The sequence below is a fragment of the Pseudomonas arsenicoxydans genome (assembly GCF_900103875.1).
In the GTDB taxonomy this organism is placed as follows: domain Bacteria; phylum Pseudomonadota; class Gammaproteobacteria; order Pseudomonadales; family Pseudomonadaceae; genus Aquipseudomonas; species Aquipseudomonas arsenicoxydans.
Map to the genome: position 1 here is coordinate 2,582,123 of NZ_LT629705.1, position 23,963 is coordinate 2,606,085.

Consider the following 23,963-nt stretch of genomic DNA (forward strand, 5'->3'; position numbering starts at 1 on the left):
GAGCGTGGGAACGATCAGTCCGCGGGGATTACAGCAATTCGAAGCTCTGCTGCGTCACGTCCTGGGAGTCCAGGCCGATCTGCACGTTGAACTTGCCAGGCTCAGCAGCGTACTTGAGTTGGGTGTTGAAGAACTTCAGGTCGTCTTCAGTGATGGTGAAGTGCACGACTTTCTGCTCGCCGGCTTTCAGCATCACTTTCTGGAAGTTCTTCAGTTCCTTGAGTGGCCGGATCATCGAGCCGGTCACGTCCTGGATGTACAGCTGCACCACGGTTTCGCCGTCACGCTTGCCGGTGTTTTTCAGCATGACGCTGGCGTCCAGCTTGCCGGTCTTGTTCAGTGTGGTCGACGACAGGGCCATGTCGCTCAGGCTGAAATCGGTGTAGCTCAAGCCGAAGCCGAACGGGAACAGCGGGCCGGTGATGTCATCGAAATACTGCGAGGTGTAGTTGCCTGGTTTGCCCGGCGTGAATGGCCGGCCAATGCTCAGGTGGTTGTAGTAGGTCGGAATCTGGCCTACCGAACGCGGGAAGGTGATCGGTAGTTTGCCCGACGGGTTGTAGTCGCCGAACAACACATCAGCAATGGCGTTGCCGCCTTCGGTGCCGCTGAACCAGGTTTCCAGAATTGCGTCGGCCTGGTCTTTCTCTTCGAGAATCGTCAGTGGACGGCCGTTCATCAACACCAGCACCAGCGGTTTGCCGGTGGCTTTCAAGGCCCTGATCAGCTCACGCTGGTTGGCCGGGATGTTGATATCGGTGCGGCTCGACGATTCGTGGGACATGCCACGGGATTCGCCGACTGCTGCCACCACTACATCGGCATCCTTGGCGGCTTTCACCGCTTCGTCGATCAGCACTTGCGCCGAACGCGGATCGTCCACCACTTCCGGGGCATCGAAGTTGAGGAAGTTGAGGTAATCGAGCACCTTCTTGTCGCCGGTGATGTTGGCGCCACGGGCATAGATCAGCGTCGCCTTGTCGGCCACGGCGGCGTTCATGCCGTCAAACAGCGTCACCGATTGCGCGGGTTTGCCGGCGGCGGCCCAGCTGCCCATCATGTCGATTGGTGCCTTGGCCAACGGACCGACCAGCGCGATTTTCGCGGTTTTCTTCAGCGGCAGGGTTTCGCCCTGGTTCTTCAGCAACACCATGCTGCGGCGTGCGACGTCACGGGCCTCGGCGCGGTGCAGGCGGCTTTCGGCGTAGGTGTCGACCGGATCATCCTCAGCCTTGCCGATGCGCAGGTACGGGTCCTTGAACAGGCCCATGTCGTACTTGGCCGCGAGCACTTCACGCACGGCGTTATCGATGTCTTTCTGTTCGATTTCGCCAGCCTTCAACAGCCCCGGCAGCTCTTTGCCGTACAGGGTGTCGTTCATGCTCATGTCGATGCCGGCCTTGATCGCCAGTTTCGCGGCTTCGCGACCGTCAGCGGCAACGCCGTGCTTGATCAGCTCGAAAATCGCCCCGTGGTCACTGACTGCCAGGCCCTTGAAGCCCCATTCCTTGCGCAACAGGTCGTTCATCAGCCAGGTGTTGGCCGTGGCCGGCACGCCGTTGATCGAGTTCAGTGCAACCATCACCCCACCTGCGCCGGCGTCGATGGCGGCGCGGTACGGTGGCAGGTAATCCTGATACATCTTGACCGGGCTCATGTCGACTACGTTGTAGTCGCGACCGCCCTCGACCGCGCCGTACAAGGCAAAGTGCTTGACGCTGGCCATGATGCTGTCGGCCGCATTCGCGCCCGTGCCCTGGAAGGCCCGGACCATGACGCCGGCAATGCGCGAGACCAGGTAAGTGTCTTCGCCGAAGCCTTCGGAGGTGCGGCCCCAGCGCGGATCGCGGGAGATGTCGACCATCGGCGCGAAGGTGATGTCCAGGCTGTCAGCCGCGGCTTCCTTGGCGGCGATGCGCCCGGACAGGCCGATGGCGTCCATGTCCCAGCTCGAGGCCAGGGCCAGCGGGATCGGGAAAATGGTGCGGTGACCGTGGATCACGTCATAGGCGAAGAACATCGGGATCTTCAACCGGCTGCGCATGGCCGCGTCCTGCATCGGACGGTTTTCCGGGCGAGTGATCGAGTTGAACGTGCCGCCGATGTTGCCGGCGGCGATTTCCTTGCGGATCAACTCCCGAGGCATTTCCGGACCGATGCTGATCAGGCGCAACTGGCCGATCTTTTCATCGAGGGTCATTTGCTTCATCAGGTTGCTGATGAAAGCGTCCTTGTTCTCCAGAGGTGCGGGCGTCGTGGCGGCCAATACGGTATGACTGGCCAGACTGACGAACAGGCCCAGCAAACACAGCTTCTTCATGAATAGTTTTCTCAAAGGCCTAAACGGCAGTGAATACGCGCCGGTCAGCCAAAATTTAGGGAGCGACTATTGTTGTTCAGGTAAATGCAGCACACTTCTATCGTGTTTTAGCGCTGGGGCATCTTTTAGCCCATTGGCTCGATGCAATCCAGTGGCGGCGGCAGATTATGCCCCAAGAGTCCGCTCAGAGGGTTGCAGGTGTCTTATCAACGGAATGTGCAAGGGAGCGTCAACCAGATGAATGTACGACACCACTATCGGTCGAGCCTGCAGGTGGCAGCCTTGATGTTGCTGACCACGCTGTTGGCCGGTTGCGGCATCAACACTATTCCGACCCTGGATGAACAGGCCAAGGCTGCCTGGGGCCAGGTGCAGAACCAGTATCAGCGCCGCGCCGACCTGATCCCCAATCTGGTGGAGACCGTCAAGGGCTACGCCAAGCACGAGGAAGAGACCCTGACCGCGGTGGTTGAAGCCCGGGCCAAGGCCACCTCGATCCAGGTGGACGCCAACACGCTGGACAATCCAGAGAAACTCAAGCAGTTCCAACAGGCGCAGGATCAGCTGACCGGTGCCCTGAGCCGTTTGATGGTGGTGTCCGAACGTTACCCGGACCTCAAGGCCAACCAGAACTTCCTTGCGTTGCAGTCGCAGCTTGAAGGTACAGAGAACCGCATCGCCGTGGCGCGTCGCGACTTCATCCTCGCGGTGCAGAAGTACAACACCGAAATTCGCACCTTCCCGGGTCGACTCTGGCATTCCGTGCTGTACAGCAATTTGCCGATCCGCGAAACCTTCGAGGCCACCAGCCCCGGTGCCGAAAAAGCGCCTGAAGTGAAGTTCTGATCGGCAAAAGAGCCAAGCGTCACCACGGATGAGGTTGCCAATGCGCGTGTTGAAAGTGGGCCTGATGCTGTTGCTTTGGGTGTTTGCCCTGACGGCCCGGGCCGAGTTGAAGTTTCCGGAGCTGACCGGGCGGGTGGTCGATAACGCCCAGATGATCGAGCCTGCGGTGCGCGAGCAGCTGACGCAACAGCTCCAGGCCCACGAAAAAGCCACTGGCGAGCAGTTGGTGGTGGTGACGTTGCCGAACCTGCAGGGCACCGACATTGCCGACTTCGGTTATCAACTCGGTCGAGCCTGGGGCATTGGCCAGAAGGACAAGAACAACGGCGCATTGCTGATCGTTGCGCGCGATGAACGCAAGTTGCGGATCGAAGTCGGTTATGGCCTGGAAGACCGGCTGACCGATGCACAGAGTTCGGTGATCATCAATCGGGTGATCACGCCTGCGTTCAAGACCGGCAACTTCAGCAAGGGCATCAGCGACGGGGTCGCGGCGATGCTGGTGGTGCTGGGCGGCAATCCACTGGATGAGCCGTCAACGGTTTATGAACCGCGAGGGGATGAGAGCAGCGACTTCGTGTCGCGTCACCCGGGCGTATTCGTGTTTCTGGTGATGCTGTTAATCCTGACGATTTTCGTCTGCCAGATGCTTGGCATCATGCCCAGTGGCGGCGGTCGTGGCGGCTCGGGAGGCGGTTTCGGCGGTGGAGGATTTGGCGGCGGCGGTGGAGGCGGGGGCTTCAGCGGCGGCGGGGGCAGTTTCGGGGGCGGCGGTTCGTCGGGCGGCTGGTGATAAAAACAATAGCGAGCAGGCATTCATAAACATGGCATTACTGACTGAACACGAACAACGCAAAGTCGCCGAGGCGATTGCCCGGGTCGAGCGCGACACCGACGCCGAACTGGTGACCGTGCTCGCGGCCCGCGCCGACGACTATGCGTACATCCCGTTGCTGTGGGCCAGCCTGCTGGCGCTGATGGTGCCGGGCATCGTGCATTACCTCACGGGCTGGCTGACCCTGCACAGTTTGCTGCTGGTGCAATGGATCGCCTTTATCGTGCTGTGCCTGGTGTTTCGCCTTCCCAGCGTTACCACGCACCTGGTCCCGCGTTCGGTGCGGCATTGGCGTGCGTCCAACCTGGCGCGCCGGCAGTTCCTGGAGCAAAACCTGCACCACACCGTCGGCAGCACGGGGATGCTGATCTTTGTTTGCGAGGCCGAGCGCTACGTGGAGATCCTGGTGGATGAAGGGATTTCCAAGCGACTGGACAACAAGAACTGGGACGCGATTGTCGCGGCATTTACCGAGCAGGTTAAGCAGGGGCAGACCTTGCAGGGGTTTGTGACGTGTGTGGAAGCCTGCGGCGAGTTGCTGAAAGTGCATGTGCCGGTGACCCAGGTGCGTAATGAGTTGCCGAACCGTTTGGTGGTGTTGGGCTGACGCTGGTTTCCTGTGAGAGCGGGCTCTGCGCCGAAACCAGGAAGCCGTTCGTAAATAACTGCGTGTCCCGGACGGCCATCCCCCCTAAAATACCCGCCATTCCCCGATTCGCACCGTCCGAGGCCGTTTTTCCATGTCTGTCACCGCCACTCCCGCCAGCCTCGCGCCGGATCACCACGCCCAGTTCATTGACTTGTTGCAAACCAGCCTCGACCACAACGCCTTCATCAAACTGGTCTTGGCCAAGTACGTCGGCACCGAAGCTGATTTGCAGCGGCTGATCATCAAGCAGCTCACCGTCAAGGATCAGCCTTGCCTGTCCTTCGTCTACCGCTACAAGACCCGCGACATCACCAAGAACCTGCCGATTGTCGAGGGCGTGGCGACCATCGCCGCGTTGCTGCCGGCCTCGTTCAAAAATGCGCATTTACTCTCGCTGACGGATGAAGCCCAGCTCGAATACAGCAAAAAGGGCAAGTCTTCACTGTTCAAGAGCAAACCTCAGCAATTGCGTGAAGTGCCGTCCGCCGAGCATAACCGCGAGAAAAACCGCTTCCTCGACCTGAACCGTCCGTTCCTTGCCGACCTGGGCGTGACGAACAGCAAACACGAGCTGATCCCGGCGATGTCGCGCAAGTGGAAGCAGATCAACAAGTTCATCGAAGTCTTCAGCCATGCGCTGACCACTTCACCGCTGGCGTTGGACAAACCGGTGCAGGTGGCGGATTTCGGTTCGGGCAAGGGTTACCTGACGTTCGCGATTCACGACTACCTGCGCAACACCTTGAACGCCGAAGCCGTGGTGACTGGCGTCGAGTTGCGCGAAGAAATGGTCAACCTGTGCAACGCTGCCGCGGCAAAGCTTGAGCACCCGGGGCTGGTGTTCAAGTGCGGCGACGTACGCAGCGTGGCGCCGAGCGAGCTGGACGTGATGATTGCGCTGCACGCCTGCGACATCGCCACTGACTATGCGATTCACACCGGTATTCGTTCCGGTGCTTCGATCATCATGTGCTCGCCGTGCTGCCACAAACAGATCCGCCTGCAAATCCAGAGCCCGGCGTTGCTCAAGCCAATGCTGCAATACGGTCTGCATTTGGGCCAGCAGGCAGAAATGGTCACCGACAGTTTGCGTGCGCTGTTCCTGGAAGCCTGTGGTTACGAGACCAAGGTGTTCGAGTTCATTTCACTGGACCACACCAACAAGAACAAAATGATCCTAGCGGTCAAACGCGCCGAGCCGGTAGATCCGACCCAGCTGTTGGTGAAGATTCAGGAACTGAAGGATTTCTACCACATCAGCGAACATTGCCTCGAAACCCTACTGCGGGCCGACGGTTATCTGAGGTGATCCCGAAAAGATCGCAGCCTTCGGCAGCTCCTACAGGATGTACGTCATCCAATGTAGGAGCTGCCGAGGGCGATCTTTTGATCTTGCTTTACGCTGTGGCCACACGCGCTGGCTTGACTGCGGTCTTGCGCCCCAGCATCACCGTGACGATCACCCCGGCGGCAAACAGCCAGGTGATCGGCTCGATGTGTTCACCGAAGAACAACGCCGAAAAGGCGATGGTGAAAAAAATCTGCAGCAACTGGATCTGACTGACCCTGGCGATGCCGCCCATCGCCAGCCCGGCATACCAGGCAAAGAACCCGATGAACTGTGAAAACAGCGAGACGTAACCGAACGCCCACCAGGTCTTGGCCGAAATCGCGCCCTGATGTTGCAGCGCCAAATACACTACCGGTCCGATCAACAACGGCGTCGACAACACCAGCGCCCAGCAGATCACCTGCCAGCCGCCCATCTCCTTGGCCAACCGGCCGCCCTCGGCGTACCCCAGGCCGCCCACGGCAATCGCCCCGAGCATCAGCAAATCACCGGCCTGAATGCTGCCAGCCCCGCTGATCAACGCATAACCGAGCACCAACGCACTGCCCAGCGCGGCGCAGGCCCAGAAGGCTTTTGACGGTCGTTCGTGGGACAACCACGCGGCGTACAGCGCGACGCACAGCGGTTGCAGGCCATTGACCAGCGCGCCGTGGGAGGCCGGCAAGGTTTGCATCGCCCAGGCTGACAACACCGGGAAGCCGAGGATCACGCCGGCGATTACCAGGGTCAGGCCTTTGACCTGTTTCCAGGTCGGCCACTTTTCCCGGCGCCACAGTAGCAACATCGCCGCCGGCACCGCCGCGAACAGCGCCCGGCCCAGGCCATTGAGCAGCGGATGGAGTTCCTGCACGACGATCCGCGTGAAGGGCAGGGTGAGGCTGAAGATCACAACGCCTAGCAGACCGAGGGCCATGCCGGTGTTTTCGCGCGAGGACATGATGGGGACCAGAATTCAGATGAAAGGAAGAGCCTCCATATAGCCATAAACCGGGGGCGTTGCTCTGTTACAGCCAGGCGCAGATTTATCCGTACAGTTTGCGGCCGTCATCGCGGGCAAGCCCGCTCCCACATTGAAATGCGTTCCGCTGTAGGAGTGAGCCTGCTCGCGATGAACGATAACTCGGTAGTAGCTGGTTATTACCCGACCCCGCAGATAAGGACTACCTTGAATACTCCTGCAGGCCCACGTATTTCCCAGAGGAGTTCTCCCCATGGCTGCCAAGAAAATTCTGATGCTGGTCGGCGATTACGTCGAAGACTACGAAGTGATGGTGCCTTTCCAGGCGCTGCTGATGGTCGGCCACACGGTGCACGCCGTTTGCCCGGACAAATCCGCCGGCCAGACCGTGCGCACGGCCATCCATGACTTCGAAGGCGACCAGACTTACAGCGAAAAACCCGGCCACCTGTTCGCCCTGAACTTCGATTTCGCCAAGGTCGCTGAAGGCGATTACGACGCGCTGCTGATCCCTGGCGGTCGTGCGCCGGAATACCTGCGCCTGAATGAAAAAGTCCTGGAGCTGGTTCGCGCGTTCGACAAGGCCGGCAAACCGATCGCCGCTGTGTGCCACGGCGCGCAATTGCTGGCGGCGGCCGGTGTTCTCGAAGGTCGTGAATGCAGCGCCTACCCGGCCTGCGCCCCAGAAGTCCGGCTGGCCGGCGGTACGTTCATCGATATTCCGGTGACGGAAGGTCACGTTCAAGGCAATCTGGCCACCGCTCCGGCCTGGCCGGCCCACCCGAGCTGGCTCGCCGGTTTCCTCGGGTTGCTGGGCACCAAAATCACGCTGTAACGAGGGACGTTTCCATGTGCGAGCTCTACGTCAAAGCCGATCCGATTCTCTACGAGTCGCGCTCCCGCTCGCTGCGCATCTGCGGGGTGGTCACCACCCTGCGCCTGGAAAATCAGTTCTGGGACATCCTCAGCGAAATCGCCGAGGTTGACGGCATGACCACCAACCAGTTGATCGCCAAGCTGTATGAAGAGGTGATGGACTACCGCGGCGAGGTGGTGAATTTTGCCTCGTTTCTGCGGGTGAGCTGTACTCGGTATCTGAGTCAGCGGCGGGTGCAGGCGCCGGAGTTGTCGGTGGTGCGCGCTGCGGTGAAATAACGCCGACCGTGTCGCCACCATCGCGGGCAAGCCCGCTCCCACAGGGAATTTTCTTGCACCAATCCTCTGTGGGAGCGGGCTTGCCCGCGATGGGGCCGGTACAGGCGACAGAAATCCCGGGCTGGTCTTTACTCTGAAGCGCATAGCCTCTCAATTGCCAAGGAGAACAAGCATGTCCGGATGGTACGAAGTGAGCAAAAGCAGCAATGGTCAGTTCAAATTTGTGCTGAAAGCGGCCAACGCCGAAACCATTCTGACCAGCGAGCTGTACACCACCCGCAGCGCCGCCGACAAAGGGATTGCCTCGGTTCAGGCCAACAGCCCACTGGATGCGCGCTACGAGAAGAAAACCACCAAGGATGGCCATCCTTACTTCAATCTGCGGGCCGCCAACCACGAGATCATCGGCAACAGCGAGGCTTACTCTTCCGCAGCCGCGCTGGATAAGGGCATCGCCAGCGTCAAGGCCAACGGGCCGACCACCGTGATCAAGGACAAGACCTTGCCGGTGCTCTGAACACCTCCTTCGAGATCGTTCCCACGCTCTGCGTGGGAATGCCTCTGGGGACGCTCCGCGTCCAGTGACGCGGAGCGCCACGGGCTGTATTCCCACGCGGAGCGTGGGAACGATCTTCAGACTTCGACGGGAACCGTAAGCTTCGGGCTGCCGAGCGCATGCGTCTTCGAATCAAAAAACCGCAACTCACTCCCGGTCCCCTCAAACACCTTCGCGTAATGCCGCTTCTGATGCTGGATGAACGCCTTGCTGCGCGGGTAGATCGAAATCGCGACGACCTTGGGTTTCGCTTGGCGCAGCGCATGGATGATGTGGCTGTCCTGCTCACCCAACGCATGACCAAACAGACACAGCCCCTCACCATGACCCAGTAACTGGTCGTAGCAAAACGACAAATAGTCCGAGCTGCGAATGGTCTTGAGCTTGTCCTGCGCCGGCCCTTCATTCACGAACAACGGCACGTCATCCAGGGTCTTGATCGTGTTGTTGATCGCAAAACTGCCCAGCAACGTGCCTTCGGTCGATATCAGTTTGCGCGCCGTGCCGTCCTGATTACGCACCAGGTGCAGGCCACCGTGCAGGTACAGCAAACGGGTTTGGTCGGTTGCTTTGGCGCTCAAATCAAAACCTGGCTCAGCGCCCTGGAACAAATCAGTGATCGCCCCCGGCTGATGCTGGATCGCCCAGTAATTGAGCAAGTCGTAGTTGGTGGTGAACACCGTCCGATAGCTGCCCAGTTCCTGACTGATCGTCGCCAGTGTCGAAGGCACCACCAGCCGCCACGGGATGTGCACCGCGTGGACGGTGTTGATCAGCGCTTCCTTGATCGCGTAATAGCGATTGCGCGGCGCGGCGGAGCTGACGGCCAGCGCCTTGTTGACCCGGCTGGTGGTTTTCAGAGCGCTCAGCACCTGTTCGAAACTGCGCGTCTGCAGGGCGTCGAACACACTCAGTTCGGACTGGCTCAGGGGTTTTTCTTCGACGGTGCGGGCATTTTCGAACAGCGAGTCGTAGCCGAAATCGTCCCACACCGCGCGGCTGGCGCCGTTGCCCACCAGCAAGCCGCTGATCGAGGCGGTGGTGCGCAAGGCGTTCCAGTCTTCAAGTTGGGCATCAACATCCTGGAAATCGGTCATTGCGGTCAAAGTCTCAAGGCAAAAGGTCAGATGGGCGGCGACTTTATCACGACCAACCCTTGAGCCAGATCAAGTTACTGCGTGAGCGATGGGTCGATCCTGTGGGCATTCGCTGGATCGGCGCCACCGATTCGGCCCAGCCTGGAGAGTCGCTCATGAGCAGCACGTTTTTCACCCCTGCCGTCAACATCATGGGCACTGGTTGCCTGGACGAAGCCATGGTCGCCATCGGCAAGTACGGCTTTCGTAAAGCCCTGATTGTCACCGATGCCGGGCTGGCCAAGGCCGGCGTGGCGAAGATGATTGCCGAAAAACTGGCGATACTGGACATCGATTCGGTGATCTTCGACGGGGCCAAACCGAACCCGAGTATTGCCAACGTCGAACGCGGCCTGGGCCTGCTCAAGGAAAGTCGCTGCGATTTCGTGGTCTCGCTCGGTGGTGGTTCGCCGCACGACTGCGCCAAAGGCATCGCGTTGTGCGCGACCAACGGCGGGCAGATCCGCGATTACGAAGGCGTCGATCAATCTCAAAAGCCGCAATTGCCGTTGATTGCCATCAACACCACCGCCGGCACAGCCAGTGAAATGACCCGTTTTTGCATCATCACCGACGAGTCGCGCCATGTGAAAATGGCCATCGTCGACCGTAACGTCACACCGCTGCTGTCGGTCAACGATCCGGCGCTGATGGTCGCCATGCCCAAAGGCCTGACAGCCGCCACCGGCATGGACGCCTTGACCCACGCCGTCGAAGCGTACGTGTCCACGGCTGCAAACCCGATCACCGATGCCTGCGCACTGAAAGCCATCACCCTGATCAGCGACAACCTGCGCCTGGCCGTGCGCGATGGCAGCGATATGAATGCGCGGGAAAACATGGCCTACGCGCAGTTCCTTGCCGGCATGGCGTTCAACAACGCCTCCTTGGGTTATGTCCACGCGATGGCTCACCAACTGGGCGGGTTCTACGACTTGCCACACGGAGTGTGCAACGCGGTGCTGTTGCCCCATGTGCAAAGTTTCAACGCGCTGGTCTGTGCTCCGCGCCTGACCGACGTCGCCCACGCAATGGGCGCCGATGTCCGTGGTCTCAGCCCGGAAGAGGGCGCTCAAGCAGCCATTGCGGCCATCCGCAGCCTGGCCGGGGACGTGGATATTCCCGCCGGTTTGCGTGAACTCGGTGCCCGGCTCAACGACATTCCGATGCTCGCCACCAATGCACTGAAAGACGCCTGTGGCCTGACCAATCCTCGAGTGGCGGATCAGCGCCAGATCGAGGAGATTTTCCGCAGCGCGTTCTAGTCGGTTTGACGACCGGGCGCGAGCATCACGCAGAGCATCGCGCCCAATGCCAGCAAGGTGCAAAACAGGGACAGTGGCCACGCTTGCTGGCTGGCGATCAGGCTGGCAATCGCGCCAATGATGGCGGCCATCAGTTGGTGAATGAAACCGCTCAACGCCATCGCATAAGCCCCGCCGACCGGCGAGCCGTTGTTGGCCAGTGACAGGCTGATCGGGTAATTCAAAGACTGCCCGAACACTGCGACGCAGTATGGCAACCAGAACAGCAGCGCAATGGATGTACCCGCGATGCTCCCCAGCAACATCACCGTGCTGCCGCCCAATACCAAGCCCACGCCCGCGGTCATCAGCCAGCGTTGGCCGGTACGAAGCACGAAGGCATTGACCCCCAACGCCCCCAGAAAATACGCCGCGCTGATCGGCCAGCCCAACAGCCCGTATTCCACGGCGGACCAGTTGAAAGGGCCTTGCAGAATCAGCGGCGCCGCCGTATTGAACGCGACGATCACGCCATATCCCAGGCCACCGGCGAGTGCCGGCAGCAGGAAAGCTCGGTTACGCAAGATGCGCCAGTAACTGGGCCAGGCGGACAATGGAATATTGTCCTCCGCCAGCAGCGCAAACCTGACACGCGCCACAATCATCGCCATCAACAGGCTCACGCCACCCAACAGATAGAAAATCGCCGGCCAACCCACTGCCACCTGGATGATCGACCCCAGGTACTGGCCGATGCCCAGCGCCACCACAAAGGAAATCGATATCCAGGACAGCGCCTTGGCCAGCAGGTCACCGCGAAAACTGTCGCGGATCAGTACCCGTGCCATGACCGAAATCCCGCTGGCACCAATCCCTTGGACCAGTCGCCACAACAGGAACGATTCAAGCGTCTGACTCAAGGGCAGGGCAAGGTTACCCAGCCCATAGATCCCGAGTGCGGCGAGCAACACAGGTTTGCGGCCAAGGCGCTGACCGAGGCTGCCCCAGAACAACATCGGCATTGCCATGCCAATCAGGTACACCGCCAACCCCCAGGACACCTGCGAGGCATCGGCGGACAGATCCCGGGCAATCTCCGGCAGCGCCGGCAAGTAAATGCTCATGCCCAGTTGGGCAAGAAACACTGTGCTGCAGGTGACAAGAAGGGTGGTGCTGCTCTTCATTGAGTCTTCCTTGGGTTTACTGGCCAATGTCCCTGGCGTGATTGCGTAAGAGCTCGGTGACGAGGTCGCAGAAGTGTCGGATCAACGTCGGTTCCATATCGGCGCGCAGCGTGATTCTGATAGCGGCCATGCCTTGTGCTACCACCGGGAAGAAGACGGCCGAGGTAAAGAAACCGAGATTGGCCAGTTCGATGGCGATGCTGTTGGCCAGTGCTGCTTTACCGCAACGGATCAGTCGAATCGCCATGTTGCTGGCGTGTTGTTCGGTGCGTATGAGGCTGTCGAAGAGACGGATATTACCCTGAAGTTTTTCCTGCAACGCGGCAAATTCCGGTGTGCGATGAAGCTCGATGGAGGCTCTACCTGCACCGATCGCGGCGCTGTTGAGGCTTTGCGACCAGTTACTGGGGCCTCCATAACGCGCAATGAGTTTTCTTTGCTGCTCACTTCCCAGCATCACCAGTCCGCCGCTGGCGCCAAACGATTTGGCCAGTGATGCAACAACCAGGCAGTCATCATCCAGGACAGGCAGTCTGGGGCGCACGAGACCGGCGCCAAAACGGCCTACGGCGGAGAGCGCGTGGGAATCGTCCAGATAGAGAAACAGCCCATAACGATCTTTCAGGTACAAAAGGCTGTCCATGTCCGTGACCCCGCCCATGCTGTAAGCCCCGTCGGCCACATAGGCGACTTTGGCGTGTTTTTTACACAGGTCTTCCAGGTAATCCATGTCGTTGTGCGGGCATGTCAGGACTCGGGTTTCGTCCGCGCAAGCGGCTTTCAGGTGGTTCATCGAGTAATGCGCCAGTCTGTCGAACGCCATGACAGGCGGACGGTTTTGCGTGAACAAGCCGCTGGCCAGCAACGGAAGGATCCCGGCACTCGCTGCGCTACACGACAAAGTGCTCATGCAAGGGGCGCCGAACAACTCGGACAGCTCGGTTTCGAACTGCTCCAGGACCGCCAGTTTGCAGTGGTTCTTCGAATTGGCGATACGTAGTGTGCCGACTTCCCACAGTGTGTTCATGGCGCCGCCAAGCAGGGCGGGGTGATGGTCCAGTCCCAGATAAGAGGTGGTGGAGAAGTGATGAAACGCCCGTCCGTACTGGTCGACCATACGATTCGCGCTTTTGACCTCGACGTTTAGTCCCGCGACTTTTCCATTTTCCGCGGTTTCCCAGTCGTCATCGGCCAGCGAGACGATTTTTCGATAGTTGGTAAAGCTGTTTGCTGCGTGCGTTGTCTGGTTCATGTGAATGGGTCTTTCCCTGAGCGGTGTAGCCGTCCATGTGTGTTTCCAGACTTTACAGAGTGTGGCGTGGGGTTTAAATCGGCTGTTTCCGGGATGGTTGAGTGTTACAAGAGATTTATGTGTAGGGCGATGGCGTGTGACGTTGTGGGCCAAAACCGGGCTATCCTGCCGCCTCAGTCGAACTGAAGTCATCGAGCCCCCCATGCTGCAAAAAAGCCTGATCCGCCGCCTCGACCTGATCACTCTCCAGCTGTTCGTCGCCGTCCACGAGGAAGGCACGTTGACCCGTGCTGCGACTCGTGAAGCGATTGCGGTGTCGGCGGCCAGCAAGCGGCTGATGGAGTTGGAGGAGGCGTTCGGGATCAGTCTGTTCGTGCGCCAGGCCAAAGGCATGACCCTGACGGCAGCCGGCGAAACCCTGCTGCACCATGCCCGGCAGATGCTGTTCAACGTCGAGAAAATGGGCCTTGAACTGGGCGAACACAGCCACGGTATTCGCGGTTATGTGCGCATGCTCGCCAACCTGTCGGCGATCATTCAGTTTCTGCCCGAAGACCTGCGCGATTTTTCCGCGCGTCATTCCCAGGTCAAGACCGACCTCGAAGAACGCCCCAGCAGCGGGGTGATTCAGGGGGTACTCGATGGCGTGGCCGACCTCGGGATCTGCTCCAGTGACAGCGACGTCAAAGGCCTGCACAGCGTCCTGTATCGCCAGGACAAACTGGTGGTGTTGATGTTGCCCGATCACCCGTTGGCCAGTCGTTCCAGCCTGGCCTTCGTCGACACGCTGGACAGCGATTACGTCGGCCTGCATGCCGCCAGTTCGATCAACATGCGTACACACGCCGCTGCACGCAAGGCGGGCAAAGTGCTGCGCCTGAGGATTCATGTGCCGGGGTTCGATGCGATGTGCCGCATGGTCCAGGCCAACATGGGCATCGGCATCCTGCCGCAAAAAGCCTATGAATTGTTTGGCCGGGCTCTGGGTTTGCATGCGGTGCCGCTGACGGATGACTGGTCGGATCGGGCGCTCATCCTGGTCGTGCGTGATGAAGCAGCGTTGTCGCCGGTGAGCCGGATGTTGTTTGAGCATTTGCGCGGGCCGGTCTGACAGTTCTCTGTTGACTGAACTGAGGTCGCGCAAATGTCAGGGCGTTCGCGTTTCGCGAACGGAGGTTGCCGATTGAGGGTTGGATTCATCGCCCTCGGGTCCTCTAGCCTTGGCTCATATTCCAAGAACAACATGAGGTCCCCGCGATGACTGCCCCGTTAAGTGCAATCAAAGTGATCGAGATCGGCACGCTGATCGCCGCGCCGTTCGCCGCGCGCATGCTCGCCGAGTTCGGCGCCGAAGTGATCAAGATCGAAGCCATGGGCCAGGGTGACCCGCTGCGCAAATGGCGCAAGCTGCACGAAGGCACGTCGCTGTGGTGGTACCTGCAATCGCGAAACAAGAAGTCCCTGGCGCTGAACCTGAAATCCCCCGAAGGCATTGAACTGGTCAAGCAACTGGCGACCAGCGCCGACGTGTTGATCGAAAACCTGCGCCCAGGTGCCCTGGAGAAACTCGGCCTGGGCTGGGACGTACTGCACGCCCTCAATCCCAACCTGACGCTGGTGCGCATTTCCGGTTACGGCCAGACCGGCCCGTACCGCGACCGTCCGGGGTTCGGCGCCATCGGCGAGGCCATGGGCGGGATTCGCTACACCACCGGCACCCCCGGTTCTCCGCCGGCGCGGGTCGGCGTCAGCCTCGGCGATTCCCTGGCGTCGCTGCACGCGGTTATCGGTGCGTTGATGTCGCTGCTGCGGGTCAAGACCGGGCAGGGCGGCGGGCAAGTGGTCGATGTGTCCCTGGCCGAAAGCGTGTTCAACGTGATGGAAAGCCTGGTGCCGGAATACGACATGCTCGGCCATGTTCGTGAGCGCAGCGGCGGCGCGTTGCCAGGCATCGCGCCGTCCAATACTTACCTGACAGCCGATGGCGCCTACGTGGTGATCGCCGGCAACAGCGACCCGATTTACAAGCGGCTGATGGAAGTGGTCGGCCGTCGCGATCTGGCCGACGCAGCAGAATTCGCCCATAACGACGGTCGTGCATTGAAAAGCAATGTGCTCGACGCGGCGATCACGCACTGGACCAGCAGCCTGCCGATCGACGAGGTGTTGGCCGCGCTGGAAGCTGCAGAAGTGCCGGCCGGGCGCATCTACTCGGTGGCCGACATTGTTGCCGATCCGCACTATCAGGCGCGGGACATGCTGCTCAGCGCCGACCTGCCCGGCGGCGCCACGGTGAAAATGCCCGGCATCGTGCCGAAAATGTCCGAAACCCCGGGCGGCGTGAACTGGTCCGGGCCAAGTCTGGGCCAGCACACCGACGGCATTCTCGCGGAACTGGGCCTTACCGTTTCGGACATCGAACGCCTGAAAACTGCAGGGGTGGTGCAATGATCACCGATTTTTCAGAGACCCTGATCGTTCAGGAAGTCTCCCCCCGCGACGGCTTGCAGATCGAGCCGACCTGGGTCGAAACCGTCGACAAGATTGCCCTGATCGATCAGCTGTCGCTGGCCGGTTTCAGCCGCATCGAAGCCGGTTCGTTCGTGTCGCCCAAGGCCATTCCGGCGTTGCGCGATGGCGAGGAGGTGTTCAAGGGCATCACCCGGCAACCAGGCGTGATCTACGTTGCGTTGATCCCCAACCTCAAGGGCGCGCAACGGGCGCTGGCGTCTAGCGCCGATGAGCTGAACCTGGTGATGTCCGCCAGCCAGACACACAACCTGGCCAACATGCGCATGCGTTGCGAAGACTCGCTGGCCGCGTTCGGCGAAATCGTCCACTACGTGGGCGGTACGCAAGTGCGCCTCAACGGCAGCATCGCCACCTCTTTCGGCTGTCCGTTCGAAGGCAAGATCGACGAGGATCGCGTCCTGCAAATCGTCGAGGCCTATCAGGAACTCGGGATCCAGGGCATCACCCTGGCCGACACCACCGGCATGGCCAATCCGCGCCAGGTTGATCGTCTGGTGCGGCGGGTGTTGCAGCGGGTTTCACCGACGGATCTGACCCTGCATTTCCACAACACTCGCGGGCTTGGGTTGTGCAACGTGCTGGCGGCCTACGAGGCTGGCGCGCGGCGCTTCGATGCGGCCCTCGGCGGGCTCGGTGGCTGTCCGTTCGCGCCGGGTGCCTCGGGCAATATCTGCACTGAAGATCTGGTCAATCTGTGCGATGAAATCGGCATTCACACCGGCGTCGACCTGCCGCTGTTGCTGAAATTGTCCCGAGGGTTGCCGGCGCTGCTGGGTCATGAAGTGCCCGGTCAGTTGGCCAAGGCCGGACGCAATTGTGATTTGCATCCAACGCCGTCCTGACCACTGAGATCCCTGTGGGAGCGGGCTTGCCCGCGATGACTGAGTCACATCCAACATCGATGTCGACTGATACTCCGCCATCGCGGGCAAGCCCGCTCCCACAAAAAGCTCCCACACCGATCCTCTGAACCAGACAACAAAAACAATCGGACACCCACGGGAAGTCCGCCTGGAGAAAGCACCATGAGCCTCAATGTACTGGAGGCGGGCGCGAGCCCGTCCGTTAGCCACGACGAAGAAAAAGCCCTGGTCAGCAAAGTCGCCTGGCGCCTGATGCCGCTGATCATGGTCTGCTACCTGTTCGCCTTCTTCGACCGCATCAACATCAGCTTCGCCAAGTTCCAGCTGCAAACCGACCTGAGCCTGAGCGACACCGCCTACGGCCTCGGCGCCGGGCTGTTCGTGGTCGGTTACGTGATCTTCGAAGTGCCGAGCAACATGATGCTGTACAAGGTCGGCGCCCGACGCTGGATCGCCCGGATCATGATGTCCTGGGGACTCGCGACGGCGGCCATGGTCTTCGTCAACAGCGAATGGCAGTTCTACGCCTTGCGCTTCGTTATCGGCGCGATGGAAGCCGGATTCGCCCCTGGCGTGCTGTATTACCTGACCCTGTGGTTCCCGCAGCACTATCATGGACGCATCACCTCGATGCTGTTTCTGTCGTCGGCGTTTGCCGGACTGGTAGGCGCACCGTTCTCCGGGCTGGTGCTGCAACACCTCGACGGCTTCCTCGATATGCGCGGTTGGCATTGGCTATTTCTGCTCGGTGGTGTGCCGTGCATCGGCCTCGGTTTGCTGGTACTGACGTTGCTCAAGGACCGTATCGAAGACGCCCATTGGCTGACGCCGTCGGAAAAGACCTTGCTGGCCAGCCGCATCGCGCACCATGAACCGCACAAGAGCGGCGGTTCGTTACTCGCCGCGCTGCGGATTCCAGGTTTCCTGACCCTCGGGCTGATCTACTTCCTGATTCAGGTGGCGTCCTACGGCTTGAATTTCTGGGCGCCGCAACTGATCCGCAGCGCGGGCACCGAGAGCCCGGTGATGATCGGCTTGCTGACGGCCATCCCCTACATTTGCGGGGCCATCAGCATGGTGGTGATCGGGCGGTTGTCCGACTCGACCGGTGAACGACGCAAGTTTGTCGCCGGCCTGGTCGCCGTTGGGGCGGTCGGCTTCTTCTGTGCAGGGATCTTCGCCAACCACACGACTTTCCTGATTGTCGCGCTGGGCCTGCTCGGTGCCGGGATCATCGCGTCCATCCCAAGCTTCTGGACCCTGCCACCCAAACTGCTGGCCGGCGCGGGTGCCGGGGCCGCGGGCGGGATCGCGGTGATCAACACCCTCGGGCAGTTCGGCGGCATCGTCAGCCCGGTCATGGTCGGACGGATCAAGGACCTGACGGGCAGCACCACGCCGGCGCTGTACGTCATCGGTGTCTGCGCATTGATCGCGGTTGCGTTGCTGTTGTGGGGGTTACCGCAGAAGCTGCGCACGCTCGACAAGTTCTGAAATCTGCGGCGCTGTTCAGGCCGCTATCGCGAGCAGGCTCGCTCCCACACTCGATCTGTGCCACGCCGCCGATCAAACTGTGGGAGCGAGCCTGCTCGCGATGGCGGCCTGACAGTCAGCTATCTATCGGTTATCGCTCAACCTGGCGTCACCAAACCCTTCGCTATCAATCCCGATAGACGAAAGCAAAACCTGTGCTATCTACTTTGCGGTACGACGGTAAACAGTATGTCGTCCCCGAAGCACTCAAAGGTTTTGACTCATGCTCACCGGCCTCAACCACCTGACCCTCGCCGTCACCGACCTGAACCGCAGCGTGGCGTTCTATCAACATCTGCTGCAAATCCGCCTCGACGCCACGTGGGATACCGGCGCCTATCTCTCGCTGCCCGGCCTGTGGCTGTGCCTTTCCCTCGATCCTCTGCGTAAATCCGAACCCGCCGCCGACTACACCCACTACGCCTTCAATATTGATGCCGCTAATTTCCCGGTGTTTGTCGAACGCCTGCGATCTGCTCATGTACAGGAATGGCGTGACAATCGCAGCGAAGGCGCGTCTTTCTATTTCCTCGACCCGGACGGCCATAAGCTTGAAGCCCATGTCGGCGACTTGGTGTCACGGCTGGCCGCCTGCCGCGAGCAACCCTACGCGGGAATGCAGTTCTTCGACGATCAGTCAGCCGATATTTCAGTGACCTGATATAGACTTGCGCGCATTCACCAAATAGTTCAAAGGATTTTCCGATGACCCCATCGTTGCTCATGGCGGTTCTTGCCTCGGGCTTTATCTATGGCATAACGCCAGGGCCGGGTGTGTTGGCGGTGTTTGGCATCGGTGCCGCCCATGGCAGGCGGGCGGGGGCGGGTTTTTTGTGCGGGCATTTGTTGGGGGACGTGGTCTGGTGCAGTACGGCGCTGATCGCCATTGTCGGCGCTCGGGAGATCGGCAGCACCGCGTTTGATGTGCTGGGGCTGCTCAGTGGGCTGTACCTGTTCTGGCTCGGCTTGCGCGCCGTACGGGCCAAACGCAGCCATAGCGAGGCACCTCAAGGCCCGGCTCGCCAGCCTTTTTGGCACGGCATCCTGTTCGGGCTGACCAACCCCAAGGCTTATCCCGTGGCGGTGGCGACATTTACCGCGCTGTTGTCCAGTCGTGCGGAGTTGCTGCATTGGTCAATGTTGCCGTGGTTGATTGTTCTGAGCTTCGTCGGTGGCCTGATGGCCTACGCTATCCTCATTGGCGTCGTCGGTGCCCGGCAGGTTCGCATCTTGTATCAACGCCATGAACTGGCTATCACCCGGTTGTGCGGGGTGATGTTTATCGGTTTTGCCATCAATGCCCTCGCTCATGCGCTGCCGGGGTTGGTGTCGAACAAGGCTTGAGACTGGCCGCCCGGATGCGCCGGTTTTACTGATTAGTCAGGGATGGTTCTTTTTTGCTGCATTGTCAGGACTCGCACATCGCACCATGGCAACCAGAAATTCCGCGCCGTTGGCGAGCTACATCGATCTCTTGCTGGATGCCGTCTGTGCGGTGGATAAACAAGGTCGCTTCGTATTTGTCAGCGCGGCCTGCGAGCGTATTTTTGGCTATACCCCGGACGAGCTGATCGGTCAGCAGATGATTGACATGGTGCATCCCGCCGATCGGCAGCGGACCCTCGACGCTGCGGGCGAGATCATGGGCGGCGAGCCCAAGCTCAATTTCGAAAACCGCTACCTGCGCAAAGACGGCGCGGTGGTGCATATCCTGTGGTCGGCGCGTTGGTCTGAAGTCGATCAATTGCGCATCGCAGTGGCTCGCGACATCACCGAGCGCAAGCAGGCCGAGTCCCGGCAAGCGGCGTTGTATGCAATCTCCGAAGCGGCCCACGCGGCGGAAGATTTGCTGGCGCTGTTCAAACGAGTCCACATGATCATTGGCGAATGGCTGCCCGCGTTGAATTTTTCCGTGGCGCTGCATGACGAACACTGCGCGCAGCTCAATTTCCCCTATCACGTCGACGATCATGAACCGCAACCCGAGCAGCCGGGGACCATGACCGGGCGCCTGTGCGCCGAAGTGATTCGCAGTGGCCAGCCGATTCTGCTGACCCCGGACCAGGATAGCCCGCTTGAAGGATTCGAATGGCTGGTCGCCGGTAAGGATTCGCCGTGCTGGCTGGGTGTGCCGCTGAACTCGCAAAACGGCACCATCGGCGCGCTGATCGTCAAAAGCATACCGGGCGGCGAGCGCTACACCGAGCAAGACAAAGAACTGCTGCAATATGTTTGCGCCCAGGTCGCGACCGCGATCGAACGCAAGCAATTGCACGCCCGACTGCAGCGCATGGCGCAGTACGACCCACTGACGCAACTGCCCAACCGGGAGTTGCTGCGCGATCGACTCAAAGCCTCGCTGATGCTGGCTCGGGCCGATTGCGGGCGGATGGCGTTGCTGTACGTGGACCTCGACCGTTTCAAGGAAGTCAACGACACCCACGGCCATGCGGTCGGCGATATGCTGTTGCAAGCGGTCGCCAACCGGCTCAAGGGCTGTGTGCGTGAAACCGACACGGTGGCGCGCATCGGCGGGGATGAGTTTGTGGTGTTGTTGCACAGCATCCATTCGTCGGAAGATGCCGACAACGTGGCAGGAAAAATCCGTCAGGTATTGGCTCAGCCACTGCGCCTGGACGGGCACAACGTCAACATCCAGCCAAGCATCGGCGTTGCGCATTACCCCGAACATGGTACCGAGGAGAAGCAGCTGTTCCGGCATGCCGACGAGGCCATGTACACGGCCAAACGCCAAAATCACCAGCGTCTCGGCGTCTGAAAAATCTGCCGCCATTCGTCGCGCGAATTTCAATTCTTCTAAACCTTTGCGGCGATCGCAATTCAGATCCTATGCGGGCTCCTGCTCGCCGCGATCATTACCAAGAGGTAGAGAATCATGCCTAATTCAAGAAACTCGAACTCGGGAAACTTCGCCAACGATCGAACCAAGGCGTCTGAAGCCGGTCGCAAAGGTGGGAAAACTACCACCACGACGGTCGACAAAGATCCTGCGAAACCAGAAATGGGCCGCAAAGGTGGTCAGAAGTCGAAGTAGTCGGTGAAAGGTAGTTTTGATTGAGAGGCGGGGGCGAAAGCTCCCGCTTGAATTTTTTTAGAAAGGAGGGCGCGACCATGAGCCGGATGGCCACCCGTTTATGCACTGCCGGTTTTGCCACGTTGCTGGGGCTGTTCGCCAACTGTGCCTTCGCCCAGTCGCCCGCAGAATTCATCAATGATGCATCGGCCAAAGGCATGGCCGACATCGAAGCCAGTCGCCTGGCGCACCAGAAAACCGAATCCAAAGAGGTCAAGGATTACACCATCGTCGTCATCAACGATCGCACCACCGCCAACCAGCATCTGGCGAAAATCGCCAAGCAGCTGGACCTGCCGGTGGCCCCCCGAGAGGCCGTGGTCGACAAAGCCAAGGCGTTGATGCCGCAAGTGCCGGACGGCGAGAGTTTCGACCAGGCCTATGCCGCCAGTCAGGTGAAAACCACTCAGGAAGCCATCGACCAACTTCAGCAAGAAGCACAGACCACCGATGTACCGGCGATCAAAGCCTTCGCTGAAGAAACCCTGCCCAAACTGCAAAATCATCTGCAAATGGCCAGGGCTTTGCAAGCCGGTCGCTGACCAGCATTTTTTTATCGGGGTTAAAGAAAACGGCGCGTGATTCACATCACGCGCCGTTTTTGTTTGTGTTCAGCATTGATTCAAATCGGGCTTGTGCTTGCTCGGCTTCGCCAGCCCCGCCAGGTCATGCACATCCTTTTCGCCCATGGCGCGATAGTGCCTGCGCAGTTCCTCCAGTTGCTTGAGGTCCAATGCTTCCAGCCCCAGCATCGCGTTCTGCGCCTCTTTGTTCGCCCGCAGCAACTCATCGATTTTCAAGTGCAGGATGTCGGTATCGCGGTTCTGCGTGTTCTGGATCAGGAACACCATCAGGAACGTGATGATCGTGGTGGAGGTGTTGATGATCAGCTGCCAGGTGTCATTGAACTGAAAAATCGGACCACTCAACCCCCACAGAGCGATCAGGATCAATGCACCCATAAAGGTCTTGGGGCTACCGGCCCACAAAGCGAGTCTCTGCGAGATTTTTGCGAATTTCATTGCCGTGTTCCTTAAAGGGATGCGCCTGATTTTCAGACAGCGACGGCGTGTTGAAAATTCTACTTAAAAGGTGCCCGGCAATGAAAAACCGGGTTCTAACCCTGGCAGCACTTACGTTGGATTGCATTCGGTGTAGGAGGTGCCGAAGGCTGCGATCTCGACATCTTTAAAGGGGATTTGATTGGCATTGAATGAAAGAGTCGCTTCTTCTCCCATTTCTTGGGCTGTGTCTTTCTTTGTGCCGGTTTGTGACTAATATCAAAGGCAGTCAATTTGCCAGTATGCAAACACACGGATCGAAACCAGCAAAGAGGTCACTCATGGAATTCTTCGAAAAGCTAACAAGCCTAGCCGCCAAAGTTCGTTTGCAAAGCGCTGCAATCAAAACGGAAGAGGCGACCAAAAATGCATTCGTCATGCCTTTTATCAGTACCGTGCTGGGCTACGATGTCTTCGATCCAACTGAGGTGACTCCAGAATTCGTCTGCGATATCGGAACGAAAAAGGGAGAAAAAATCGATTACGCAATCATGAAGGGAGGAGAGGTTCAGATCCTCATAGAGTGCAAAAAAATAGGCGAACCGTTGCATATCAATCACGCCTCCCAATTGTTTCGTTACTTCCATGTCACCAGCGCCCGGATCTCCATCCTTACCAACGGTCAGGTCTACAAATTTTTTACCGACCTGGATGCACCCAACAAGATGGATGAGAAGCCGTTTCTTGAACTCGACCTTTTAGATATTGACGAGTACTCCGTTCCTGAATTGGTCAAGCTCACCAAATCAGCCTTCGATGTGGATTCGATCATCAGTGCCGCAGGTGAATTGAAGTACGTCAGCCAAATCAAAAAGGTCATTGCTTCGCAGGTCAGCAAGCCTGATGACGACTTTGTAAAAGTGTTTGCTTCGCGCGTTTATGAGGGGGTAATCACGCAGAAAGTTCGTGAGCAGTTCCATGAGCTAACGAGAAAAGCTGTGGTGCAGTTTCTAAACGACCAGATCAACGACAGGCTTAAATCGGCCATGAGCGGGGCTATTCAACCTGCGTTGGCCTCTTTGCCAGTTTCTTCCGGTGGTACTGAGCAACCGGATCTGCGTGACGAGTCAGAGGACAAGGTCCTGACGACATTGGAAGAGCTGGAGGGCTATCACATCGTCCGCGCTGTGGTTCGGTCTGTTGTCGATGCTAAACGTATTGTTCAGCGGGATACACAAAGTTATTTCGGCATTCTGCTCGACGATAACAACCGCAAACCGATCTGTCGTCTGCACTTCAATCGGTCACAGAAGTACATCGGTATCTTTGATGAAGAGAAGAACGAAACCCGGCACGCCATAAACTCTATCGATGATATCTACGAATACTCGGATCACTTGAAGAAAACTGTTGGGTATTACGACTAGCCGCTTACTGGTGGACGACAAAACCGG

The 23,963-nt window shown here is 59.3% G+C and carries 24 protein-coding genes; 18 read left to right on the top strand and 6 right to left on the bottom strand.

The features are described from left to right. Positions 1 to 28: 28 nt before the first annotated feature. Entirely contained in the window at positions 29 to 2,320 is a 2,292-nt protein-coding gene (gene bglX / locus BLQ41_RS11945) for a beta-glucosidase BglX (protein ID WP_090181062.1), read from the bottom strand. Between the two features lie 237 nt (positions 2,321 to 2,557). Between bglX and BLQ41_RS11950 the strand changes: the two genes are divergently transcribed. The 4 genes from BLQ41_RS11950 to BLQ41_RS11965 all read left to right on the top strand — a co-directional run bounded on the left by BLQ41_RS11950 (position 2,558) and on the right by BLQ41_RS11965 (position 5,959). Then, complete coding sequence (locus BLQ41_RS11950) at positions 2,558 to 3,166, top strand: LemA family protein (protein ID WP_090181063.1); 609 nt, start codon at positions 2,558 to 2,560, stop codon at positions 3,164 to 3,166. Positions 3,167 to 3,206: 40 nt separating this feature from the next. Beyond that, positions 3,207 to 3,959: a TPM domain-containing protein gene (locus BLQ41_RS11955; protein ID WP_090181065.1), complete on the top strand. Its 753-nt coding sequence runs from the start codon at positions 3,207 to 3,209 to the stop codon at positions 3,957 to 3,959. 31 nt (positions 3,960 to 3,990) lie between these two features. Beyond that, a complete protein-coding gene (locus tag BLQ41_RS11960; protein ID WP_090181067.1) occupies positions 3,991 to 4,608 on the top strand; it encodes a TPM domain-containing protein in 618 nt (205 codons plus the stop codon). Between the two features lie 133 nt (positions 4,609 to 4,741). After that, positions 4,742 to 5,959, top strand: coding sequence for a class I SAM-dependent methyltransferase (locus BLQ41_RS11965; RefSeq protein WP_090181069.1), 1,218 nt, complete (start codon positions 4,742 to 4,744; stop codon positions 5,957 to 5,959). A gap of 88 nt (positions 5,960 to 6,047) precedes the next feature. On the opposite strand, the gene BLQ41_RS11970 is transcribed toward BLQ41_RS11965, so the two are convergent. After that, a complete protein-coding gene (locus BLQ41_RS11970; RefSeq protein WP_090181071.1) occupies positions 6,048 to 6,938 on the bottom strand; it encodes a DMT family transporter in 891 nt (296 codons plus the stop codon). A gap of 274 nt (positions 6,939 to 7,212) precedes the next feature. Here BLQ41_RS11970 and BLQ41_RS11975 point away from each other — a divergent pair, with 274 nt between their 5' ends. From BLQ41_RS11975 to BLQ41_RS11985, 3 genes are all read left to right on the top strand, one after another. Beyond that, positions 7,213 to 7,794, top strand: a complete 582-nt coding sequence (locus BLQ41_RS11975; RefSeq protein ID WP_090181073.1) for a DJ-1/PfpI family protein — start codon at positions 7,213 to 7,215, stop codon at positions 7,792 to 7,794. 14 nt (positions 7,795 to 7,808) lie between these two features. Further along, positions 7,809 to 8,114, top strand: coding sequence for a ribbon-helix-helix domain-containing protein (locus tag BLQ41_RS11980; RefSeq protein WP_008152951.1), 306 nt, complete (start codon positions 7,809 to 7,811; stop codon positions 8,112 to 8,114). A 172-nt stretch (positions 8,115 to 8,286) separates the two neighbouring features. Beyond that, positions 8,287 to 8,631: a YegP family protein gene (locus BLQ41_RS11985; RefSeq protein WP_090181076.1), complete on the top strand. Its 345-nt coding sequence runs from the start codon at positions 8,287 to 8,289 to the stop codon at positions 8,629 to 8,631. Between the two features lie 116 nt (positions 8,632 to 8,747). Here BLQ41_RS11985 and BLQ41_RS11990 read toward each other — a convergent pair whose 3' ends face one another. Then, positions 8,748 to 9,767: a DUF4917 family protein gene (locus BLQ41_RS11990; protein ID WP_090181079.1), complete on the bottom strand. Its 1,020-nt coding sequence runs from the start codon at positions 9,765 to 9,767 to the stop codon at positions 8,748 to 8,750. 155 nt (positions 9,768 to 9,922) lie between these two features. On the opposite strand from BLQ41_RS11990, the gene yiaY reads away from it, so the two are divergent. Beyond that, the gene (yiaY, locus tag BLQ41_RS11995) at positions 9,923 to 11,071 is read left to right on the top strand and encodes an L-threonine dehydrogenase (protein WP_090188501.1); all 1,149 of its coding nucleotides are present in this window, start codon (positions 9,923 to 9,925) and stop codon (positions 11,069 to 11,071) included. Here the strand turns inward: yiaY and BLQ41_RS12000 are convergent. Continuing rightward, positions 11,068 to 12,234 (bottom strand): MFS transporter, encoded by a 1,167-nt coding sequence (locus BLQ41_RS12000; protein ID WP_090181081.1) that lies wholly within the window; start codon positions 12,232 to 12,234, stop codon positions 11,068 to 11,070. The two genes, yiaY and BLQ41_RS12000, sit on opposite strands and share 4 nt — an antisense overlap. A 16-nt stretch (positions 12,235 to 12,250) precedes the next feature. Further along, positions 12,251 to 13,486, bottom strand: a complete 1,236-nt coding sequence (locus tag BLQ41_RS12005; RefSeq protein WP_090181083.1) for an aminotransferase class I/II-fold pyridoxal phosphate-dependent enzyme — start codon at positions 13,484 to 13,486, stop codon at positions 12,251 to 12,253. Positions 13,487 to 13,688: 202 nt separating this feature from the next. Here BLQ41_RS12005 and BLQ41_RS12010 point away from each other — a divergent pair, with 202 nt between their 5' ends. The 9 genes from BLQ41_RS12010 to BLQ41_RS12050 all read left to right on the top strand — a co-directional run bounded on the left by BLQ41_RS12010 (position 13,689) and on the right by BLQ41_RS12050 (position 22,050). Beyond that, a complete protein-coding gene (locus BLQ41_RS12010; RefSeq protein ID WP_090181085.1) occupies positions 13,689 to 14,597 on the top strand; it encodes a LysR substrate-binding domain-containing protein in 909 nt (302 codons plus the stop codon). A 146-nt stretch (positions 14,598 to 14,743) separates the two neighbouring features. Next, on the top strand, positions 14,744 to 15,937 hold the full coding sequence (locus BLQ41_RS12015; RefSeq protein ID WP_090181087.1) for a CaiB/BaiF CoA transferase family protein: 1,194 nt from the start codon (positions 14,744 to 14,746) through the stop codon (positions 15,935 to 15,937). Then, positions 15,934 to 16,860 carry a hydroxymethylglutaryl-CoA lyase gene (locus tag BLQ41_RS12020; protein ID WP_090181090.1) on the top strand — a complete coding sequence of 309 codons (927 nt, stop codon included), beginning with the start codon at positions 15,934 to 15,936 and terminating at the stop codon, positions 16,858 to 16,860. The genes BLQ41_RS12015 and BLQ41_RS12020 overlap by 4 nt, the downstream gene beginning before the upstream one ends. A gap of 183 nt (positions 16,861 to 17,043) precedes the next feature. Then, positions 17,044 to 18,375, top strand: a complete 1,332-nt coding sequence (locus BLQ41_RS12025; protein WP_090181092.1) for an MFS transporter — start codon at positions 17,044 to 17,046, stop codon at positions 18,373 to 18,375. A gap of 262 nt (positions 18,376 to 18,637) precedes the next feature. Further along, the gene (fos, locus tag BLQ41_RS12030) at positions 18,638 to 19,075 is read left to right on the top strand and encodes a fosfomycin resistance glutathione transferase (RefSeq protein WP_090181094.1); all 438 of its coding nucleotides are present in this window, start codon (positions 18,638 to 18,640) and stop codon (positions 19,073 to 19,075) included. 44 nt (positions 19,076 to 19,119) lie between these two features. Then, on the top strand, positions 19,120 to 19,758 hold the full coding sequence (locus BLQ41_RS12035; RefSeq protein WP_090181096.1) for a LysE family translocator: 639 nt from the start codon (positions 19,120 to 19,122) through the stop codon (positions 19,756 to 19,758). Positions 19,759 to 19,843: 85 nt separating this feature from the next. Continuing rightward, complete coding sequence (locus BLQ41_RS12040; protein WP_090181098.1) at positions 19,844 to 21,193, top strand: sensor domain-containing protein; 1,350 nt, start codon at positions 19,844 to 19,846, stop codon at positions 21,191 to 21,193. Positions 21,194 to 21,310: 117 nt separating this feature from the next. Next, the gene (locus BLQ41_RS12045; RefSeq protein WP_090181100.1) at positions 21,311 to 21,469 is read left to right on the top strand and encodes a KGG domain-containing protein; all 159 of its coding nucleotides are present in this window, start codon (positions 21,311 to 21,313) and stop codon (positions 21,467 to 21,469) included. A 77-nt stretch (positions 21,470 to 21,546) separates the two neighbouring features. Then, entirely contained in the window at positions 21,547 to 22,050 is a 504-nt protein-coding gene (locus BLQ41_RS12050; RefSeq protein ID WP_090181102.1) for a DUF4142 domain-containing protein, read from the top strand. 69 nt (positions 22,051 to 22,119) lie between these two features. Here BLQ41_RS12050 and BLQ41_RS12055 read toward each other — a convergent pair whose 3' ends face one another. Beyond that, complete coding sequence (locus BLQ41_RS12055) at positions 22,120 to 22,530, bottom strand: low affinity iron permease family protein (protein WP_090181104.1); 411 nt, start codon at positions 22,528 to 22,530, stop codon at positions 22,120 to 22,122. 320 nt (positions 22,531 to 22,850) lie between these two features. Here BLQ41_RS12055 and BLQ41_RS12060 point away from each other — a divergent pair, with 320 nt between their 5' ends. Then, positions 22,851 to 23,936, top strand: a complete 1,086-nt coding sequence (locus BLQ41_RS12060; RefSeq protein ID WP_090181106.1) for a type I restriction endonuclease — start codon at positions 22,851 to 22,853, stop codon at positions 23,934 to 23,936. Positions 23,937 to 23,963: the final 27 nt, after the last annotated feature.

What these genes read in the sequence shown, in the direction of transcription:
- bglX (WP_090181062.1), bottom strand. Translation starts at nt 2,320, where the DNA reads ATGAAGAAGCTGTGTTTGCTGGGCCTGTTCGTCAGTCTGGCCAGTCAT.
- BLQ41_RS11950 (WP_090181063.1), top strand. Translation starts at nt 2,558, where the DNA reads ATGAATGTACGACACCACTATCGGTCGAGCCTGCAGGTGGCAGCCTTG.
- BLQ41_RS11955 (WP_090181065.1), top strand. Translation starts at nt 3,207, where the DNA reads ATGCGCGTGTTGAAAGTGGGCCTGATGCTGTTGCTTTGGGTGTTTGCC.
- BLQ41_RS11960 (WP_090181067.1), top strand. Translation starts at nt 3,991, where the DNA reads ATGGCATTACTGACTGAACACGAACAACGCAAAGTCGCCGAGGCGATT.
- BLQ41_RS11965 (WP_090181069.1), top strand. Translation starts at nt 4,742, where the DNA reads ATGTCTGTCACCGCCACTCCCGCCAGCCTCGCGCCGGATCACCACGCC.
- BLQ41_RS11970 (WP_090181071.1), bottom strand. Translation starts at nt 6,938, where the DNA reads ATGTCCTCGCGCGAAAACACCGGCATGGCCCTCGGTCTGCTAGGCGTT.
- BLQ41_RS11975 (WP_090181073.1), top strand. Translation starts at nt 7,213, where the DNA reads ATGGCTGCCAAGAAAATTCTGATGCTGGTCGGCGATTACGTCGAAGAC.
- BLQ41_RS11980 (WP_008152951.1), top strand. Translation starts at nt 7,809, where the DNA reads ATGTGCGAGCTCTACGTCAAAGCCGATCCGATTCTCTACGAGTCGCGC.
- BLQ41_RS11985 (WP_090181076.1), top strand. Translation starts at nt 8,287, where the DNA reads ATGTCCGGATGGTACGAAGTGAGCAAAAGCAGCAATGGTCAGTTCAAA.
- BLQ41_RS11990 (WP_090181079.1), bottom strand. Translation starts at nt 9,767, where the DNA reads ATGACCGATTTCCAGGATGTTGATGCCCAACTTGAAGACTGGAACGCC.
- yiaY (WP_090188501.1), top strand. Translation starts at nt 9,923, where the DNA reads ATGAGCAGCACGTTTTTCACCCCTGCCGTCAACATCATGGGCACTGGT.
- BLQ41_RS12000 (WP_090181081.1), bottom strand. Translation starts at nt 12,234, where the DNA reads ATGAAGAGCAGCACCACCCTTCTTGTCACCTGCAGCACAGTGTTTCTT.
- BLQ41_RS12005 (WP_090181083.1), bottom strand. Translation starts at nt 13,486, where the DNA reads ATGAACCAGACAACGCACGCAGCAAACAGCTTTACCAACTATCGAAAA.
- BLQ41_RS12010 (WP_090181085.1), top strand. Translation starts at nt 13,689, where the DNA reads ATGCTGCAAAAAAGCCTGATCCGCCGCCTCGACCTGATCACTCTCCAG.
- BLQ41_RS12015 (WP_090181087.1), top strand. Translation starts at nt 14,744, where the DNA reads ATGACTGCCCCGTTAAGTGCAATCAAAGTGATCGAGATCGGCACGCTG.
- BLQ41_RS12020 (WP_090181090.1), top strand. Translation starts at nt 15,934, where the DNA reads ATGATCACCGATTTTTCAGAGACCCTGATCGTTCAGGAAGTCTCCCCC.
- BLQ41_RS12025 (WP_090181092.1), top strand. Translation starts at nt 17,044, where the DNA reads ATGAGCCTCAATGTACTGGAGGCGGGCGCGAGCCCGTCCGTTAGCCAC.
- fos (WP_090181094.1), top strand. Translation starts at nt 18,638, where the DNA reads ATGCTCACCGGCCTCAACCACCTGACCCTCGCCGTCACCGACCTGAAC.
- BLQ41_RS12035 (WP_090181096.1), top strand. Translation starts at nt 19,120, where the DNA reads ATGACCCCATCGTTGCTCATGGCGGTTCTTGCCTCGGGCTTTATCTAT.
- BLQ41_RS12040 (WP_090181098.1), top strand. Translation starts at nt 19,844, where the DNA reads ATGGCAACCAGAAATTCCGCGCCGTTGGCGAGCTACATCGATCTCTTG.
- BLQ41_RS12045 (WP_090181100.1), top strand. Translation starts at nt 21,311, where the DNA reads ATGCCTAATTCAAGAAACTCGAACTCGGGAAACTTCGCCAACGATCGA.
- BLQ41_RS12050 (WP_090181102.1), top strand. Translation starts at nt 21,547, where the DNA reads ATGAGCCGGATGGCCACCCGTTTATGCACTGCCGGTTTTGCCACGTTG.
- BLQ41_RS12055 (WP_090181104.1), bottom strand. Translation starts at nt 22,530, where the DNA reads ATGAAATTCGCAAAAATCTCGCAGAGACTCGCTTTGTGGGCCGGTAGC.
- BLQ41_RS12060 (WP_090181106.1), top strand. Translation starts at nt 22,851, where the DNA reads ATGGAATTCTTCGAAAAGCTAACAAGCCTAGCCGCCAAAGTTCGTTTG.